This is a genomic window from Variovorax sp. NFACC27 (genome assembly GCF_048301545.1).
GTDB classification, from domain to species: domain Bacteria; phylum Pseudomonadota; class Gammaproteobacteria; order Burkholderiales; family Burkholderiaceae_C; genus Variovorax; species Variovorax gossypii.
In genome coordinates this window covers 7,121,152-7,134,817 of the sequence record NZ_CP157613.1, presented here as the reverse complement: position 1 = coordinate 7,134,817, position 13,666 = coordinate 7,121,152, and the positions used below count along the sequence as shown (strand labels likewise).

The 13,666-nt window shown below is 67.0% G+C and carries 13 protein-coding genes; 11 read left to right on the top strand and 2 right to left on the bottom strand.

The genetic code is table 11. The annotated features are described in order from the left end of the window. The first annotated feature begins 26 nt into the window (after positions 1–26). The 8 genes from ABL840_RS33500 (at position 27) to ABL840_RS33465 (ending at position 8,422) form a co-directional block, all read left to right on the top strand. A complete protein-coding gene (locus ABL840_RS33500; protein WP_093206599.1) occupies positions 27–1,034 on the top strand; it encodes a hydroxyquinol 1,2-dioxygenase in 1,008 nt (335 codons plus the stop codon). A 157-nt stretch (positions 1,035–1,191) separates the two neighbouring features. Next, positions 1,192–2,655, top strand: a complete 1,464-nt coding sequence (locus ABL840_RS33495; protein ID WP_093304738.1) for an aldehyde dehydrogenase family protein — start codon at positions 1,192–1,194, stop codon at positions 2,653–2,655. 48 nt (positions 2,656–2,703) lie between these two features. After that, the gene (locus ABL840_RS33490; RefSeq protein ID WP_093304360.1) at positions 2,704–3,957 is read left to right on the top strand and encodes an ABC transporter substrate-binding protein; all 1,254 of its coding nucleotides are present in this window, start codon (positions 2,704–2,706) and stop codon (positions 3,955–3,957) included. Between the two features lie 13 nt (positions 3,958–3,970). Next, a complete protein-coding gene (locus ABL840_RS33485) occupies positions 3,971–4,690 on the top strand; it encodes an ABC transporter ATP-binding protein (RefSeq protein ID WP_093304358.1) in 720 nt (239 codons plus the stop codon). After that, a complete protein-coding gene (locus ABL840_RS33480) occupies positions 4,687–5,406 on the top strand; it encodes an ABC transporter ATP-binding protein (RefSeq protein WP_093304356.1) in 720 nt (239 codons plus the stop codon). The genes ABL840_RS33485 and ABL840_RS33480 overlap by 4 nt, the downstream gene beginning before the upstream one ends. Further along, positions 5,399–6,262 (top strand): branched-chain amino acid ABC transporter permease, encoded by an 864-nt coding sequence (locus ABL840_RS33475; RefSeq protein WP_093304353.1) that lies wholly within the window; start codon positions 5,399–5,401, stop codon positions 6,260–6,262. The genes ABL840_RS33480 and ABL840_RS33475 overlap by 8 nt, the downstream gene beginning before the upstream one ends. A 5-nt stretch (positions 6,263–6,267) precedes the next feature. Beyond that, positions 6,268–7,308 (top strand): branched-chain amino acid ABC transporter permease, encoded by a 1,041-nt coding sequence (locus ABL840_RS33470; protein ID WP_093206604.1) that lies wholly within the window; start codon positions 6,268–6,270, stop codon positions 7,306–7,308. A gap of 103 nt (positions 7,309–7,411) precedes the next feature. Then, on the top strand, positions 7,412–8,422 hold the full coding sequence (locus ABL840_RS33465) for a Bug family tripartite tricarboxylate transporter substrate binding protein (protein WP_093206605.1): 1,011 nt from the start codon (positions 7,412–7,414) through the stop codon (positions 8,420–8,422). Positions 8,423–8,459: 37 nt separating this feature from the next. Here ABL840_RS33465 and ABL840_RS33460 read toward each other — a convergent pair whose 3' ends face one another. Further along, positions 8,460–9,917, bottom strand: coding sequence for an esterase-like activity of phytase family protein (locus tag ABL840_RS33460; RefSeq protein WP_093304351.1), 1,458 nt, complete (start codon positions 9,915–9,917; stop codon positions 8,460–8,462). Positions 9,918–10,013: 96 nt separating this feature from the next. Continuing rightward, positions 10,014–10,799 (bottom strand): IclR family transcriptional regulator domain-containing protein, encoded by a 786-nt coding sequence (locus tag ABL840_RS33455; RefSeq protein ID WP_093304349.1) that lies wholly within the window; start codon positions 10,797–10,799, stop codon positions 10,014–10,016. Positions 10,800–10,938: 139 nt separating this feature from the next. On the opposite strand from ABL840_RS33455, the gene ABL840_RS33450 reads away from it, so the two are divergent. The 3 genes from ABL840_RS33450 to pcaF are packed head-to-tail and all read left to right on the top strand — an operon-like array spanning position 10,939 to position 13,525. Further along, entirely contained in the window at positions 10,939–11,640 is a 702-nt protein-coding gene (locus ABL840_RS33450; protein WP_093304346.1) for a 3-oxoacid CoA-transferase subunit A, read from the top strand. Further along, positions 11,637–12,290 carry a 3-oxoacid CoA-transferase subunit B gene (locus ABL840_RS33445; RefSeq protein ID WP_093206609.1) on the top strand — a complete coding sequence of 218 codons (654 nt, stop codon included), beginning with the start codon at positions 11,637–11,639 and terminating at the stop codon, positions 12,288–12,290. The genes ABL840_RS33450 and ABL840_RS33445 overlap by 4 nt, the downstream gene beginning before the upstream one ends. Positions 12,291–12,319: 29 nt before the next feature. Beyond that, positions 12,320–13,525, top strand: coding sequence for a 3-oxoadipyl-CoA thiolase (gene pcaF / locus ABL840_RS33440; protein ID WP_093304343.1), 1,206 nt, complete (start codon positions 12,320–12,322; stop codon positions 13,523–13,525). Positions 13,526–13,666: the final 141 nt, after the last annotated feature.

Sequence of the window (13,666 nt, the reverse complement as noted above, 5' to 3'; positions counted from 1 at the left end):
GCACCAGAACCCAGGAGCCACACACCATGAACGCACCCGCAGAACTCGCCAAGGTGATCGCGTCGCAGCCCGACGCCACGCTCGGCTATAAGGACTTCTCGCTCGGCAGCTTCAGCTTCCACCGCGACGAATACTTCGTGCACATCGGCTGGAAGACCCGCGACGGCCGCCCCATGAGCCACACCATGGACGCCGGCAGCTACCTGCGCGCACTGATGCGCGACGTGGCCTGGGGCTTCTTCTACGGCTGGGTCAACTTCGACGACGTGTTCGGCACCGTCAACCACTACGAGTCGGTCGACCTGTACGCCGGCAGCTTCAACGGCACCATGAAGGACGCCGGCATCGACCTGCTCGAGAACTTTCCGACCGCCCAGATCCGCGCCACCTTCGAGGCCATGCTCGACGACTGGACCAACGAGAGCTTCGACCCCTTCGCCGCGCCGCAGGAAACCGGCTCGCCCTACGGCCGCAAGAACGGCAACAACACGGCCAAGATCACCAGGGCGCGTGAACTGGCCAAGCGCTGCGTGGGCCTGAAGGGCGACCTCGATCTGCGCAGCGACGAGCGCGGCGCGCCTGTCAACCGCGCCTTCGCCGACGTGCCGCAGGGCCAGCCCGAGCTGCACCCCGAGCCCGGCTTCGAGAACGATGTGCACGCCTTCAATCTCTTCGGCTTCCTGAGCCGTTCGCAGGTGACGTGGAACCCGAGCTTCACCTCGGTGGTGAAGCACAGCTACATGTGCCCGACAACCGAGGAGCACATCCTGCCGATCATCCACGGCAACGATCGCGTCGAGTGGTTCTTCCAGATGACCGACGAGATCCACTGGGACTGCGGCGACAAGAACACCGGCAGGCCCATGGCCCGCGTGATCATGAAGGCCGGCGACATGGCCGCCATGCCCGCCTACTGCCGCCACCAGGGCTTCAGCCCCAAGCGCTCGATGCTGCTGGTGTGGGAGAACGGCTCGCCGAGCCTGGTGTACGAGATCCAGAAGGGCGAGTCGCCGGAGATTCCGGTCCAGTTCTGAATGGCCCCCTCTCCCGCGAGCGGGAGAGGGCTGGGGTGAGGGTGGTGTTCTTGCCGCCGCTGCCCCCTCACCCCAACCCTCTCCCCAAGGGGAGAGGGAGGAATGCAAAGACATGAAGCCCATTGACATTGCCGCCTCGGCAGGCCCGCGCACGCCCATCCGCCACCAGCTCTTCATCGACGGCCGCTTCGTCGACGCCGAATCCGGCGAGACCCTCGCCACGCTGAACCCGCACGACAACACGCCCATCATCGACGTGGCACTCGCGGGCAAGGCCGACGTCGACAAGGCCGTGGCCGCCGCGAAGCGCGCCTTTCCGAAGTGGAGCCGCATGGCCGCAGCCGACCGTGGTCGCATCCTGCTGAAGCTTGCCGACCTCATCGAGGCCAATGCGGAAGAACTCGCGCGCCTCGAATCGCTGGACACCGGCCACCCGATCCGCGACTCGCGCCGCCTCGACGTGCCGCGCACCGCCGCGTGCTTCCGTTACTTCGGCGGCATGGCCGACAAGTTCCAGGGCGAGACCATTCCGGTGGAAGAGGGCTTTCTCAACTACACGTTGCGCGAGCCCGTCGGCATCGTCGGCCAGGTGGTGCCGTGGAACTTCCCGCTGATGTTCACCAGCTGGAAGATGGCGCCCGCGCTCGCGGCCGGCAACTGCATCGTGATGAAGCCGGCGGAGATCACGCCGCTGAGTTCCCTTCGCATCGCCGAGCTGATGGCCGAGGCCGGCCTGCCGCCCGGCGTGGTCAACATGCTGCCGGGCCTGGGCAGCGTGGCGGGCCAGTACATCGCGGAGCACCCCGAGATCGCGAAGATCGCCTTCACCGGCAGCACCGCCACAGGCCGGCGCATCGTGCAGGCCAGCGCGGGTAACCTGAAGAAGGTGCAGCTGGAGCTAGGCGGCAAGGGGCCGAACATCGTGTTCGAAGACGCGAACCTGCAGGCCGCCGTCAACGGCAGCGCATGGGCCATCTTCCACAACCAGGGGCAGGCCTGCATCGCGGGCTCGCGGCTGATGCTGCACGAGAAGATCGCCGACGAGTTCCTCGACAAATTCATTCCGCTCGCCAAGTCGATCCGCCTCGGCAACCCGCTCGACGATGCGACGGAGATGGGCCCGCTCACCAGCGCGCAGCATCGCGAGCGCGTGCTGGGCTACGTCGACGTGGCGCAGGGCGAGGGCGGCGAGCTGCTCGCGGGCGGCAAGTCGCCCGGCGGCGACCTGGCCAGGGGCTGCTATGTCGAGCCAACGGTGATGCGCGCGAAGTCATACAAGGACCGCGTCGCGCAGGAAGAGGTGTTCGGCCCCTTCGTCACCGTGCTCACCTTCAAGTCCGACGAAGAGGCGATGCAGATCGCCAACGGCACCGACTACGGCCTCGGCAGCGGCCTGTGGACCCGCGACCTGCAGCGCGCCCACAAGGTCGCACGCGACCTGCACGCCGGCATGGTGTGGATCAACAGCTACAAGCGCGTGAACCCCGGCTCGCCCTTCGGCGGCGTAGGCCAGAGCGGCTACGGCCGCGAGATGGGGTTCGACGCGATGCGCGAATACACGCAGGTCAAGAGCGTGTGGGTGAACGTCGACGCGCAGATACCGCCGCACTTCGCGCGCTGACTTCGGCCGGTGGCGGCAGGCACATACGTACAAGAGAAGGAGACAACCATGGCAATCAATCGCAGACAGTTCACGCAGGCCACGGCCGCGCTGGTGGCATCGGGCGCGGCGCCGCTGGTGTTCGCGGCCGACACGCTGAAGATCGGCTACGTGTCGCCGCAGACCGGGCCGCTCGCGCCCTTCGGCGAGGCCGACAAGTGGGTCATCGACCAGATGAAGGCCGCTTTCAAGGATGGCATCAGCGTGGGCGGAAAGAAGTACGCCGTGCAGATCGTGCTGAAGGACAGCCAGTCGAACCCCAACCGTGCGGGCGAGGTGGCGAACGACCTGATCCTGAAGGACAAGGTGGCGCTGGTGCTCACCGCGGGCACGCCCGAGACCGCCAACCCGGTGAGCGACGCCTGCGAGCTCAACGAGGTGCCCTGCGTCTCCACCGTGGTCCCGTGGCAGCCGTGGTTCTTCGGCCGCAAGGGCGATCCGGCCAAGGGCTTCAACTGGACGTACCACATGTTCTGGGGGCTGGAGGACGTCATCGCCAACTTCACCAACGGCTGGAAGACGCTGGCCACCAACAAGAAGGTGGGCGGCCTGTTCCCCAACGACGGCGACGGCAACGCATGGGGCGACAAGGAACTGGGCTTTCCGAAGCCGCTCGCGCAGATGGGCTTCGCGCTCACCGACCCGGGCCGTTTCCAGAACGGCACGCAGGACTTCAGCGCGCAAATCGCGGCCTTCAAGAAGGAGGGCGTCGAGATCGTCACCGGCGTGGTGATTCCTCCCGATGCCAAGACCTTCCTCACGCAGGCGCGGCAGCAGGGCTTCAAGCCCAAGGTCATCACGCTGGGCAAGGCGCTGCTGTTCCCCGGTGCCATCGAGGCGCTGGGCGACCTGGGCGACGGCCTCTCGACGGAGGTGTGGTGGAGCCCCTCGCATCCCTTCACCTCGAGCCTGACGCAGCAGAGCGCGAAGGCGCTGGCCGAGGCTTACGAGGCCGGCACGAAGAAGCAGTGGACGCAGCCTATCGGCTTTGCGCATGCGCTGTTCGAGGTGGCGGCTAACGCGCTCGGGCGGGCGAAGTCGCTCAAGGCATCGGACGTGCGCGATGCGGTGGCTGCGACCTCGATCAACTCGGTGGTCGGCCCGGTGAAGTGGGGCGGTCAAGGGCCGTTCAAGAACGTCAGCAAGACGCCGCTGGTGCTCGGCCAATGGGGCAAGGGCCAGAAGTACAAGGTGGAGCTGACCATCGTGAACAACGAGGCGGCCACGAACATTCCCACCGGCGGCAAGCTGCGGCTGCTCTGAGCCCGGGAACACCATGACCCTGCTGGCACTGCATGCCGTGAGCAAGTCCTACGGCGCGCTCAAGGTCACCGACGACATCACGCTCGCGGTGACCGAAGGCGAGACGCTGGGCATCCTCGGGCCGAACGGCGCGGGAAAGACCACGCTGTTCAACCTGATCTCCGGCGACGTGCGCGTCGACGCCGGGCGCGTGGAATACGCCGGCCGCGACGTGACGCGGCTGAAGCCGCACCAGCGCTGCCACGCCGGCATAGGCCGCAGCTACCAGGTGCCGCAGCCCTTCGGCAACATGAGCGTGTTCGAGAACCTGGTGACCGCCGCCTGCTTCGGCGGGCAGCAGACCGAGCGCGAGGCATGGCGCACCGCGCACGAGGTGCTGGAGCAGACGGGCCTGATGGCGCATGCCAACAAGCCGGCGGGCGGGCTGACCCTGCTCGATCGCAAGCGGCTGGAGTTGGCGCGCGCCCTCTCCACACGGCCGCAGTTGCTGCTGCTCGACGAGATCGCGGGCGGGCTCACGGAGCCCGAGGCCGCGGTGCTTGTCGGCGAACTCAAGCGCATCAAGGCGCGTGGCGTGACGATGATCTGGATCGAGCATGTCGTGCATGCGCTGCTCTCGCTGGCGGACCGGCTCTTCGTCATCAATTTCGGGCAGAAGCTCGCGGAAGGCCTGCCGCGCGCGGTGATGAACGACCCCGAAGTGCGGCGCGTGTACATGGGGATGGAGGCATGACCGCGCTGCTCGACACCCGCGCGCTGAAGGCCTTCTACGGCGACGCGCAGGCTCTCTTCGGCATCGACTTCTCGCTCGAGCGGGGCGAGCTGGTGGCCATCATCGGTGCCAACGGCGCGGGCAAGTCGACCTTTCTCAAGAGCCTGACGGGGCTGGTGCGCGCGCCGATCGATGCGATCCGTTTCAAGGGCGAGCCCATCGGCGGCCTGCCGCCCGGCGACATCGTGCGCCGCGGGCTCGCCATGGTTCCCGAGGGCCGCAGGCTGTTTGCCAGCCTCAGCGTGGAGGAGAACCTGCTCATGGGCGCCACGCCTGCGCGCAAGGGGCCGTGGAACCTTCAGCGCCTGTACGCGCTCTTTCCCATCCTCGCCGAGAAGCGCAACCAGCCGGGCACCTCGTTGTCGGGCGGGCAGCAGCAGATGGTCGCGCTCGGCCGCGCGCTCATGAGCAACCCAGAGGTGCTGCTATGCGACGAGCTCTCGCTCGGGCTCGCGCCCATCGTCATCCGCGAGATCTACGCGGCCATGCCGAGCATCACCGCGGAGGGCATGACGGTGGTGATCGTCGAGCAGGACGTGACGATGGCGCGGCAGGTTTCGCGGCGCATCTACTGCTTCCAGGAAGGCCGCGTGTCACTCGAGGGGCACTCCGCCGATCTCACGCGCGAGCAGATCTCGCAGGCCTACTTCGGCATCGCGGAGGCGGCCCATGCTTGAGACCATTGTCCAGGGCGTGCTGCTCGGCGGCCTCTACACGCTCTTCGCGCTGGGCCAGTCGCTGATGTTCGGCGTGATGCGGCTCACCAATACCGCGCAAGGCGACTTCATCATCCTCGGCGCTTTCGCGGTCATCGCGGGCGTTTCGTTGACGGGCGATGCAGCGCCGTGGCTCGTGGCGCTCGCCGTGCTGCCGGTGGCCTTCGGCTTCGGCTACGCGCTGCAGCGCTACGTGCTCAACGGCACGCTCGGGAAAGATCCGCTGCCTTCGCTGGTCGTCACCTTCGGACTTTCGATCGTGATCCAGAACCTGCTGCTGGAGCTGTTCTCGGCCGACCCGCGTGCCATCGAGACCGGCGGGCTCAGCACGAAGGGCATTGCGCTGGGCGATGCGATGTCGGTGGGCGTGCTGCCGCTCGTGGTGCTGGCGATCGCCCTCACTGCCACGGGCGCGTTGCAGTGGCTCTTCGCGCGCACGGCGCTGGGGCGGTCGTTCCGCGCGGTGTCGGACGACCGCGAGATCGCCGAGCTCATGGGGCTGAACGCGAAGAAGGTCTACGCGTTCGCCACGGCCATCGCCTTCGTGCTGATCGCCGTCGCGGGGGCGCTGCAGGGCATGCGCACGACAGTGTCGCCGTCCGACGGGCCACTGCTGCTGCTCTTCGCCTTCGAGGCCGTGATCATCGGCGGCATGGGCTCCTTCTGGGGCACGCTGGCCGGCGCGATGATCCTCGGCATCACGCAGCAGATCGGCTTCAGGCTAGACCCGGGCTGGGGCATCTGGTTCGGGCACATCGTGTTCCTGGTGGTGCTGGTGTTGCGGCCGCAGGGACTCTTTCCAAAGACACGCGGATAAGGCCGATGACGAACATGCCTCCTTCCATCGTCGCGGTCGAACGCGCGACAGCCGCGAGCCGCGCGGCACTCGTTGCCGGCGTTGCCATCGTGCTCGTTGCCGCCAGCCTTCCGTTCTGGGGCGAGTCGAGCTGGATGCGCGAGTTCGTCGAGATCGCCTGCTACTTCATCTTCGCGATGATGTGGAACCTGCTCGCCGGCTACGGCGGCATGGTGAGCATCGGGCAGCAGGCCTTCTTCGGCTTCGGCGGCTACGTGATGCTGATGCTCGGCAACTTCGCGGGCGTCAATCCGTTCATTGCGATACCGCTGGGTGCGCTGGCGGCGGGGCTGGTGGCGATACCGGTGTCCTTCGTCGCGTTCCGGCTCTCGGGCGGCTACTTCGCGATCGGCACCTGGGTCATCGCGGAAGTGTTTCGGCTCAGCTTCGCCAACGTGTCGGCGGTAGGTGGGGGCTCGGGCACCACGCTCACCGCGCTGCGCGGCATCGACAAGGCGACGCGCGAGAGCACCACCTACTGGATGGCGCTGGCTTGCGTGGTCGCGGCGGTCGCGCTGGTGTACCTGTTCCTGCGCAGCAAGCGCGGTCTCGCGCTGCTCGCGATACGAGACAACGAAGTGGCGGCCGAGTCGCAGGGCATTCCGGTCGCGCGAATGAAGCTCGCGGTGTACGTGGTCGCGGCCTTCGGCGCGGGGCTCGCGGGTGCGCTTTATTTCGTGGGCAACCTGCGCATCAGTCCCGACGCGGCATTCAGCGTCAACTGGACGGCCTTCGCCATCTTCATGGTGGTCATCGGCGGCATCGGGCGCATCGAGGGGCCGCTGGTGGGCGCGCTCATCTTCTGGGCGCTCAACAAGTTCCTGAGCGACTACGGCACCTGGTACCTGCTGGGGCTCGGGTTGCTCGCGATCCTCGTCACGCTGTTCTTCAAGCAGGGGCTGTGGGGCCATGCGCAGCAGCGATGGGGCTGGTCGCTGTTTCCCACGCAGAGAAAACTGCTCGATATATCGCCTTCCGGTAGTACTTTCCTACGCGAGAGACCCTGACGGGAAGCCACTTCGGACTTGCGAAAAGCATCTTCGTCCTGTAACGTCTTGTAAACACAATGTAAGCACTTTCCCCAGTTTTTCTCACTCTCCTGGAGTCATCTTGACGATCACCAAACGCCGCCTGCTCGAAGGCGGCGCGGCAGCCATTGCCGCTTCGCTGCTTGCGAAGACTTCGTGGGCCCAGCAACGCAACGGCAGCACCGGCGACGCCACGTGGCCGACCAAGCCGGTCCACATCCTCGTCGGCTTTCCTGCAGGCGCATCGCCCGATCTCGCGGCCCGTGCCATCGCGGAGCCCTTGTCGAAGATCCTGCGTCAGCCGGTGATCGTCGAGAACAAGCCCGGTGCCAGCGGCAACACCGTTGCCGACCAGGTGGCGAAGGCCACCGACGATCACACTGTCGGCGCGCTGATCAACGGCAACCTGACCATCGCCAAGCTGCTCAACCCCGCGCTGCCCTTCGATCCCGAGAAGGACTTCGCGCCGGTCGGCCTCATCGGCACCGCGCCGCTGGTGCTGGCGGTGTCGGGCAGCGCCACGGGCAAGACCTCGGCCGAGCAACTGCTGTGGGTGCGCAACCTCGGCAGCGGCGGCAAGTACGGCACGCCGGGCGTGGGCACGGTGGGCCACCTGGGCATGGAGCTCATCAAGAGTCGCGCGGCCATCACTGCGCAGCACAAGCCCTACACCGGCAATCCGCAGGTCATCGCGGGCCTGCTGGCCAACGAGATCCAGCTGGCGCTGCTGCCGCCGGGCCTCGCGATGCCGCACATCAAGTCGGGAAAGATCAAGGCCATCGGCGTGACCTCGCCGGAGCGCAGTCCGCTGGCGAGCGAACTGCCCACCATTCGCGACGCGGACGTGCGCGGCGCCGACCTCGAGATCTGGACCGCGCTGGCCGCGCCCGCCGGCATGAAGCCCGCGGCCGTCGCCAGGCTCAACGCGGCGCTGGTCGAAGTGATCAGCTCGCCCGACGTGAGCCAGGCGCTGCTGAAGACCGGCTGGCAGGCCCAGCCCGGTTCGCCCGACACGCTGGCCAAGCGCATGCGCGCCGACACCACGCGCCTGGGCGGCGTGATCATCATGAAGGGCATCCACTCGGAAGGCTGACCGCAGGCGCGGCCAGCCCGCCGCGCGGCAGTCTTCTTCAGCTCTTGCGCTTGAACAGCGGCTGGTCGAAGCGGATGGTGATGACTTCCGTGTCGTCCGGCTTGCCCTGCACCCGGCCGTCTTCGGTCGGGAAGTTGGTGTCGATCGCGACGGCCAGCGTGTTGTCGTCCACCACCTCGACGCTCTCCACCGAATCGAATGGCATGGTGAACTTGCCGGCCGCAACGCCAGCCAGCGGGCCGCCGATGCCCGTCGGGTCGGAGATGTTCAGCAGGTCGACCAGCAGCGTCTTCTTCAGCACGCCGTCGGCATCCTTCACGTCGAGGTCGACCATGTACAGGCGCTTGACCACAGCCTTCGCTCCGTAGAGGCTGTCGCGCTCGATCAGCACGAACTTGTTGCCGCCAATGTTGGTCATGTCGCCGATCACGATCTGGTTGTCCTTGACCGGACCGTCCTTCCTGTAGACCGGGTTCTTGCCGGTGTAGAGCATCGAGGCGGGATCGAATTCGAAGAAGTTCAGATAGCGCTCGTCGTCGGCCACGGGGCGCAGCGCGGCGAGCGAGGGCGCTGCCTCGGGCACTGCGTAGAGGCGGGTCTTGTCGCCGTTGAAGGCCAGGCTCTCGAAGCCGCGGCTCGAAAGCGAGGTCACGGTGGCGCCCTGGGTCATCACGAGCGGGTTGGATGGGCTGCGCAGGAAAGGATGCGGCACCGGGTCGCCCATCAGCGTGCCGTTCTTGTCGAAGTGCAGGATGTAGGGGCCGAACTCCTCGCCCACGAAATAAGTACCGTCCTTCGCGCGGGCGATCGATTCCACGTCGAGGTCGAAGCCCGTCAGCAGCCGGCCGCTGACGATGCTCGGGTCCACGGGCGTACCGGTGTCGACGAGGTTGTTGCCATCGACCTTCTGGTAGTTGGCGAAGTCGGCGGTGATCTTCAGGTCGACGCCCTTGCCGTTCTTCAGGAAGCCGTTGGCGTCGTTGAAGGCGACATGGCTGTTCACCTTCACGGTGCCGGGCACCGTGGTGCCGTTGGCCACCGTGCGGAAGTCGATGCTGACGTTGTAGAAGCCGACCACGAAGTCGCCGGAGTTGCTCTTGCTGCCGTAGCCGTTGTCGGGCATGGCGGTCCAGGTGCCGTCGTCGTTCTTCAGCAGTGCCGAGAAGCCCGGCAGCGGCTGGCCGCCGACGAAGGGCGGCGTCACGCCGAGCGCGGCGGTGATGAACTGGCCCGTGGTCGGGCCGGGCTGGCGGAACGAGGCGGGCAGCGAGGCCCAGCCGGTCAGCTTGTGCGGCAGTCCCGCGGAGGGGTCCTGCTGCGGTGCAGGAGCGGGTGCCGGCGCCGGGGCAGGCGCGGGAGCCGGCGTGCCCGCCACGGGCGGAAAGACGATGCCGTTTCCGTTGCCACCGCCGCCGCAAGCGGCGAGGACGGCAGAGGCAACGGCCGCGATCGCGAGATGGCGCGGCAATGCGGACGAGATGAAGCGACTGGACATGATTGGACCCTCCGGTGTTGTAGTGAGGGGCGCAATCTAGAAAACCGATGTGACCTGTCCATGAATGCCCATTCGGTTGCGAGGCCGCAGGATCGATCAGAGCATTCGCGAGATCCTGTCCGCCGCTTCGCGCAGCGCGGGCAGCATGGTCTCCTGCATCGCTTTCGCGCTGGTGCGGTTCGCCTGTCCGCTGATGTTGAGCGCGGCCACCATGCGCCCCTGGCGGTTGACGATGGGCGCGGCCACGGAGATCAGGCCCTCCTCGAGTTCCTGGTTGACGACGCACCACTGCTGCTTGCGTGCCTGCGCGACCTTGGCCATGAGCGCGTCGATGTCGGTCAGCGTGTGCTTGGTCAGCGCCTCGATGTTCGATGCCTCGAGCCGCGCGCGCACTTCGTCGTCGTCGAGGTCTGCCAGCAGCAGCCGGCCCAGCGAGGTGCAGTAGGCCGGCAGGCGCGAGCCCACGCCCAGGTTGATGTGCATGATCTTCTTGGTCGGCACGCGCAGCACGTAGACGATGTCGGTCGCATCGAGCACGGCGGCCGAGCACGACTCCTGCACCTGCTGCACCAGCGCTTCCATCACCGGCTCGGCGCGGTTCCAGATCGGCATCGACGAGAGGTACGCGAACCCGAGGTCGAGGATGCGCGGCGTGAGCGTGAAGAGCTTGCCGTCGGTCACAACGTAGCCCAGCGTCTGCAGCGTGAGCAGGATGCGGCGCGCGCCCGCGCGCGTCAGCCCGCTGCCGGCCGCCACCTCGCTGAGCGTCTGGTGCGGCGCGCTGGCACTGAACGAGCGGATCACCTGCAGGCCCCGCGCGAAGGACTGCACGTAGCTGTCGCCGGGCGCGGGTGTTTCGGGTTGTGCGGGGTGGGTTGCCATGGTGCTCGATCCTCTCTAGAATTCATTATACGAACAAATGTTCTTTAGACGAACAAATCGGCGGTTCGCAAAATCGGTCGACGTGTTCAGGATCGGTTCGTTTCTTCGCTCACTTTCCTCACTCCCGGAGACAGGCTTCATGATCAACAAGATCGCGCGCTCGGTCGCCGATGCCCTGGCAGGCATCCAGGACGGCGCCACGGTTCTCATCGGCGGCTTCGGCACCGCCGGCATTCCCAACGAACTCATCGAGGGCCTCGTCGAGCAGGGCGCCAAGGACCTCACCGTCGTCAACAACAACGCGGGCAACGGCGAGACCGGCCTCGCGGCGCTGCTCAAGGCAGGCCGCGTGCGCAAGATCATCTGCAGCTTTCCGCGCCAGGCCGACAGCCAGGTGTTCGACGGGCTCTACCGCAGCGGCAAGATCGAGCTCGAACTCGTGCCCCAGGGCAACCTCGCCGAGCGCATCCGCGCCGCGGGTGCCGGCATCGGCGCCTTCTTCTGCCCCACGGGCTATGGCACGCAGCTCGCGGGCAACCGCGAGACCCGCGAGATCGACGGCGTGCAGTACGTGCTCGAGTACCCCATCCACGGCGACGTGGCGCTCATCAAGGCGGAGCGCGGCGACCGCTGGGGCAACCTGGTCTACCGCAAGGCGGCTCGCAACTTCGGTCCGGTGATGGCCATGGCCGCGAAGAAGACCGTCGCCACCGTGCACGACATCGCCGAACTCGGCACCCTCGACCCCGAAACCATCGTCACCCCGGGCATCTTCGTGCACCAGGTGGTGCGCATCGAACGCGTGGCCACGCAGGCCGGCGGCTTCAAGAAGGCAGCATGACCATGAGCACCACGTACACACGCCGCACCAAGGACCAGCTCGCCGCCCGCGTGGCGCAGGACATCTTCGACGGCGCCGTCGTCAACCTCGGCATCGGCCAGCCCACGCTGGTGGCCAACCACCTGCCCAAGGGCCGCGAGGTCATCCTGCAGAGCGAGAACGGCATCCTCGGCATGGGCCCGGCGCCCGAGGCCGGCGAAGAAGACTACGACCTCATCAACGCAGGCAAGCAGCCAGTCACGCTGCTGCCGGGCGGCTCGTTCTTCCACCATTCCGACAGCTTCGCGATGATGCGCGGCGGTCACCTCGACATCTGCGTGCTCGGCGCGTTCCAGGTGTCGGCCACCGGCGACCTCGCCAACTGGCACACCGGCGAGAAGGACGCCATTCCCGCCGTCGGCGGCGCGATGGACCTCGCCATCGGCGCCAAGCAGACCTGGGTCATGATGGACCTGCTCACCAAGCAGGGCGTGAGCAAGCTGGTGAAGGAATGCACCTATCCGCTGACCGGCATCGGCTGCGTCAAGCGCGTGTACTCCGACCTCGCCACGCTCGAATGCACGCCGCAGGGCCTGAAGCTCGTCGACCTGGTCGACGGCCTGAGCCGCGAAGAACTCGAGAAGCTCGTCGGACTCCCGATCGCAGCCTGACCCCTTCAAGCAATCCAAGAGAGACAGACATGACCAACCAAGCCTTCATCTGCGACGCCGTTCGCACTCCCTTCGGCCGCTACGGTGGTTCGCTCAGCAGCGTGCGCACCGACGACCTCGGCGCCGTGCCGCTCAAGGCGCTGATGGAACGCAACAAGAACGTCGACTGGCAGGCCGTGAGCGATGTGCTCTACGGCTGCGCCAACCAGGCCGGCGAGGACAACCGCAACGTCGCGCGCATGTCGGCGCTGCTGGCCGGCCTGCCGATCGAACTCGGCGGCGCCACCATCAACCGCCTGTGCGGTTCGGGCCTCGATGCAGTGGGTACTGCCGCGCGCGCCATCCGCGCCGGTGAGGCCGGCCTGATGATCGCCGGCGGCGTGGAAAGCATGAGCCGCGCGCCCTTCGTCATGCCCAAGGCCGAGAGCGCCTTCAGCCGCAACAACGCGGTGTACGACACCACCATCGGCTGGCGTTTCGTCAACAAGCTCATGAAGGCGCAGTACGGCGTCGACTCCATGCCCGAGACGGCCGAGAACGTGGCCACCGACTACAAGATCGAGCGCGAGGCGCAGGACCTGATGGCGCTGAACTCGCAGCTGCGCGCCGTGGCCTCGCAGAAGTCGGGCTTCTTCGACGCCGAGATCGTGCCCGTGACCGTGCCGCAGAAGAAGGGCGACGCGATCATCGTCAACAAGGACGAGCATCCGCGCGAAACCAGCCTCGAATCGCTCGCCAAGCTCAAGGGCGTGGTGCGTCCCGACGGCACCGTCACTGCCGGCAATGCCAGCGGCGTGAACGACGGCGCCTGCGCGCTGCTGCTGGCCGACGAAGCCAGCGCCGCGAAGCACGGCCTCACGCCGCGCGCACGCGTGGTCGGCATGGCCACCGCCGGCGTCGCACCGCGCGTGATGGGCATCGGCCCCGCGCCCGCCACCCAGAAGGTGCTGGCGCTCACCGGCCTGAAGCTCGACCAGATCGACGTCATCGAACTCAACGAAGCCTTCGCCGCGCAGGGCCTCGCCGTGCTGCGGCTGCTGGGCCTGAAGGACGACGACGCGCGCGTGAACATCAACGGCGGCGCCATCGCGCTGGGCCACCCGCTGGGCGCCAGCGGTGCGCGCCTGGCCACCACGGCGGTGAATCAGCTGCACAAGAGTGGCGGCCGCTACGCGCTTTGCACCATGTGCATCGGCGTGGGGCAGGGCATCGCGGTGATCCTCGAACGCGTCTGACGACGGCACGCGCCGCGGGCGACGCAGGACGACCGAACCGAAAACAACAGAGAAGCAAGAAGACAAGGCCATCGGCAGCCGCGGCAACAGCGGCCCGATGGCATTTTTTCAACCCAAGAGGACAGAGAGAAAGAAGGATCA

Bases quoted from the DNA above. Each gene is read 5' to 3' on its own strand.
- ABL840_RS33500 (WP_093206599.1), top strand. From the start codon at position 27: ATGAACGCACCCGCAGAACTCGCCAAGGTGATCGCGTCGCAGCCCGAC.
- ABL840_RS33490 (WP_093304360.1), top strand. From the start codon at position 2,704: ATGGCAATCAATCGCAGACAGTTCACGCAGGCCACGGCCGCGCTGGTG.
- ABL840_RS33485 (WP_093304358.1), top strand. From the start codon at position 3,971: ATGACCCTGCTGGCACTGCATGCCGTGAGCAAGTCCTACGGCGCGCTC.
- ABL840_RS33480 (WP_093304356.1), top strand. From the start codon at position 4,687: ATGACCGCGCTGCTCGACACCCGCGCGCTGAAGGCCTTCTACGGCGAC.
- ABL840_RS33475 (WP_093304353.1), top strand. From the start codon at position 5,399: ATGCTTGAGACCATTGTCCAGGGCGTGCTGCTCGGCGGCCTCTACACG.
- ABL840_RS33470 (WP_093206604.1), top strand. From the start codon at position 6,268: ATGACGAACATGCCTCCTTCCATCGTCGCGGTCGAACGCGCGACAGCC.
- ABL840_RS33460 (WP_093304351.1), bottom strand. From the start codon at position 9,917: ATGTCCAGTCGCTTCATCTCGTCCGCATTGCCGCGCCATCTCGCGATC.
- ABL840_RS33455 (WP_093304349.1), bottom strand. From the start codon at position 10,799: ATGGCAACCCACCCCGCACAACCCGAAACACCCGCGCCCGGCGACAGC.
- ABL840_RS33450 (WP_093304346.1), top strand. From the start codon at position 10,939: ATGATCAACAAGATCGCGCGCTCGGTCGCCGATGCCCTGGCAGGCATC.
- ABL840_RS33445 (WP_093206609.1), top strand. From the start codon at position 11,637: ATGACCATGAGCACCACGTACACACGCCGCACCAAGGACCAGCTCGCC.
- pcaF (WP_093304343.1), top strand. From the start codon at position 12,320: ATGACCAACCAAGCCTTCATCTGCGACGCCGTTCGCACTCCCTTCGGC.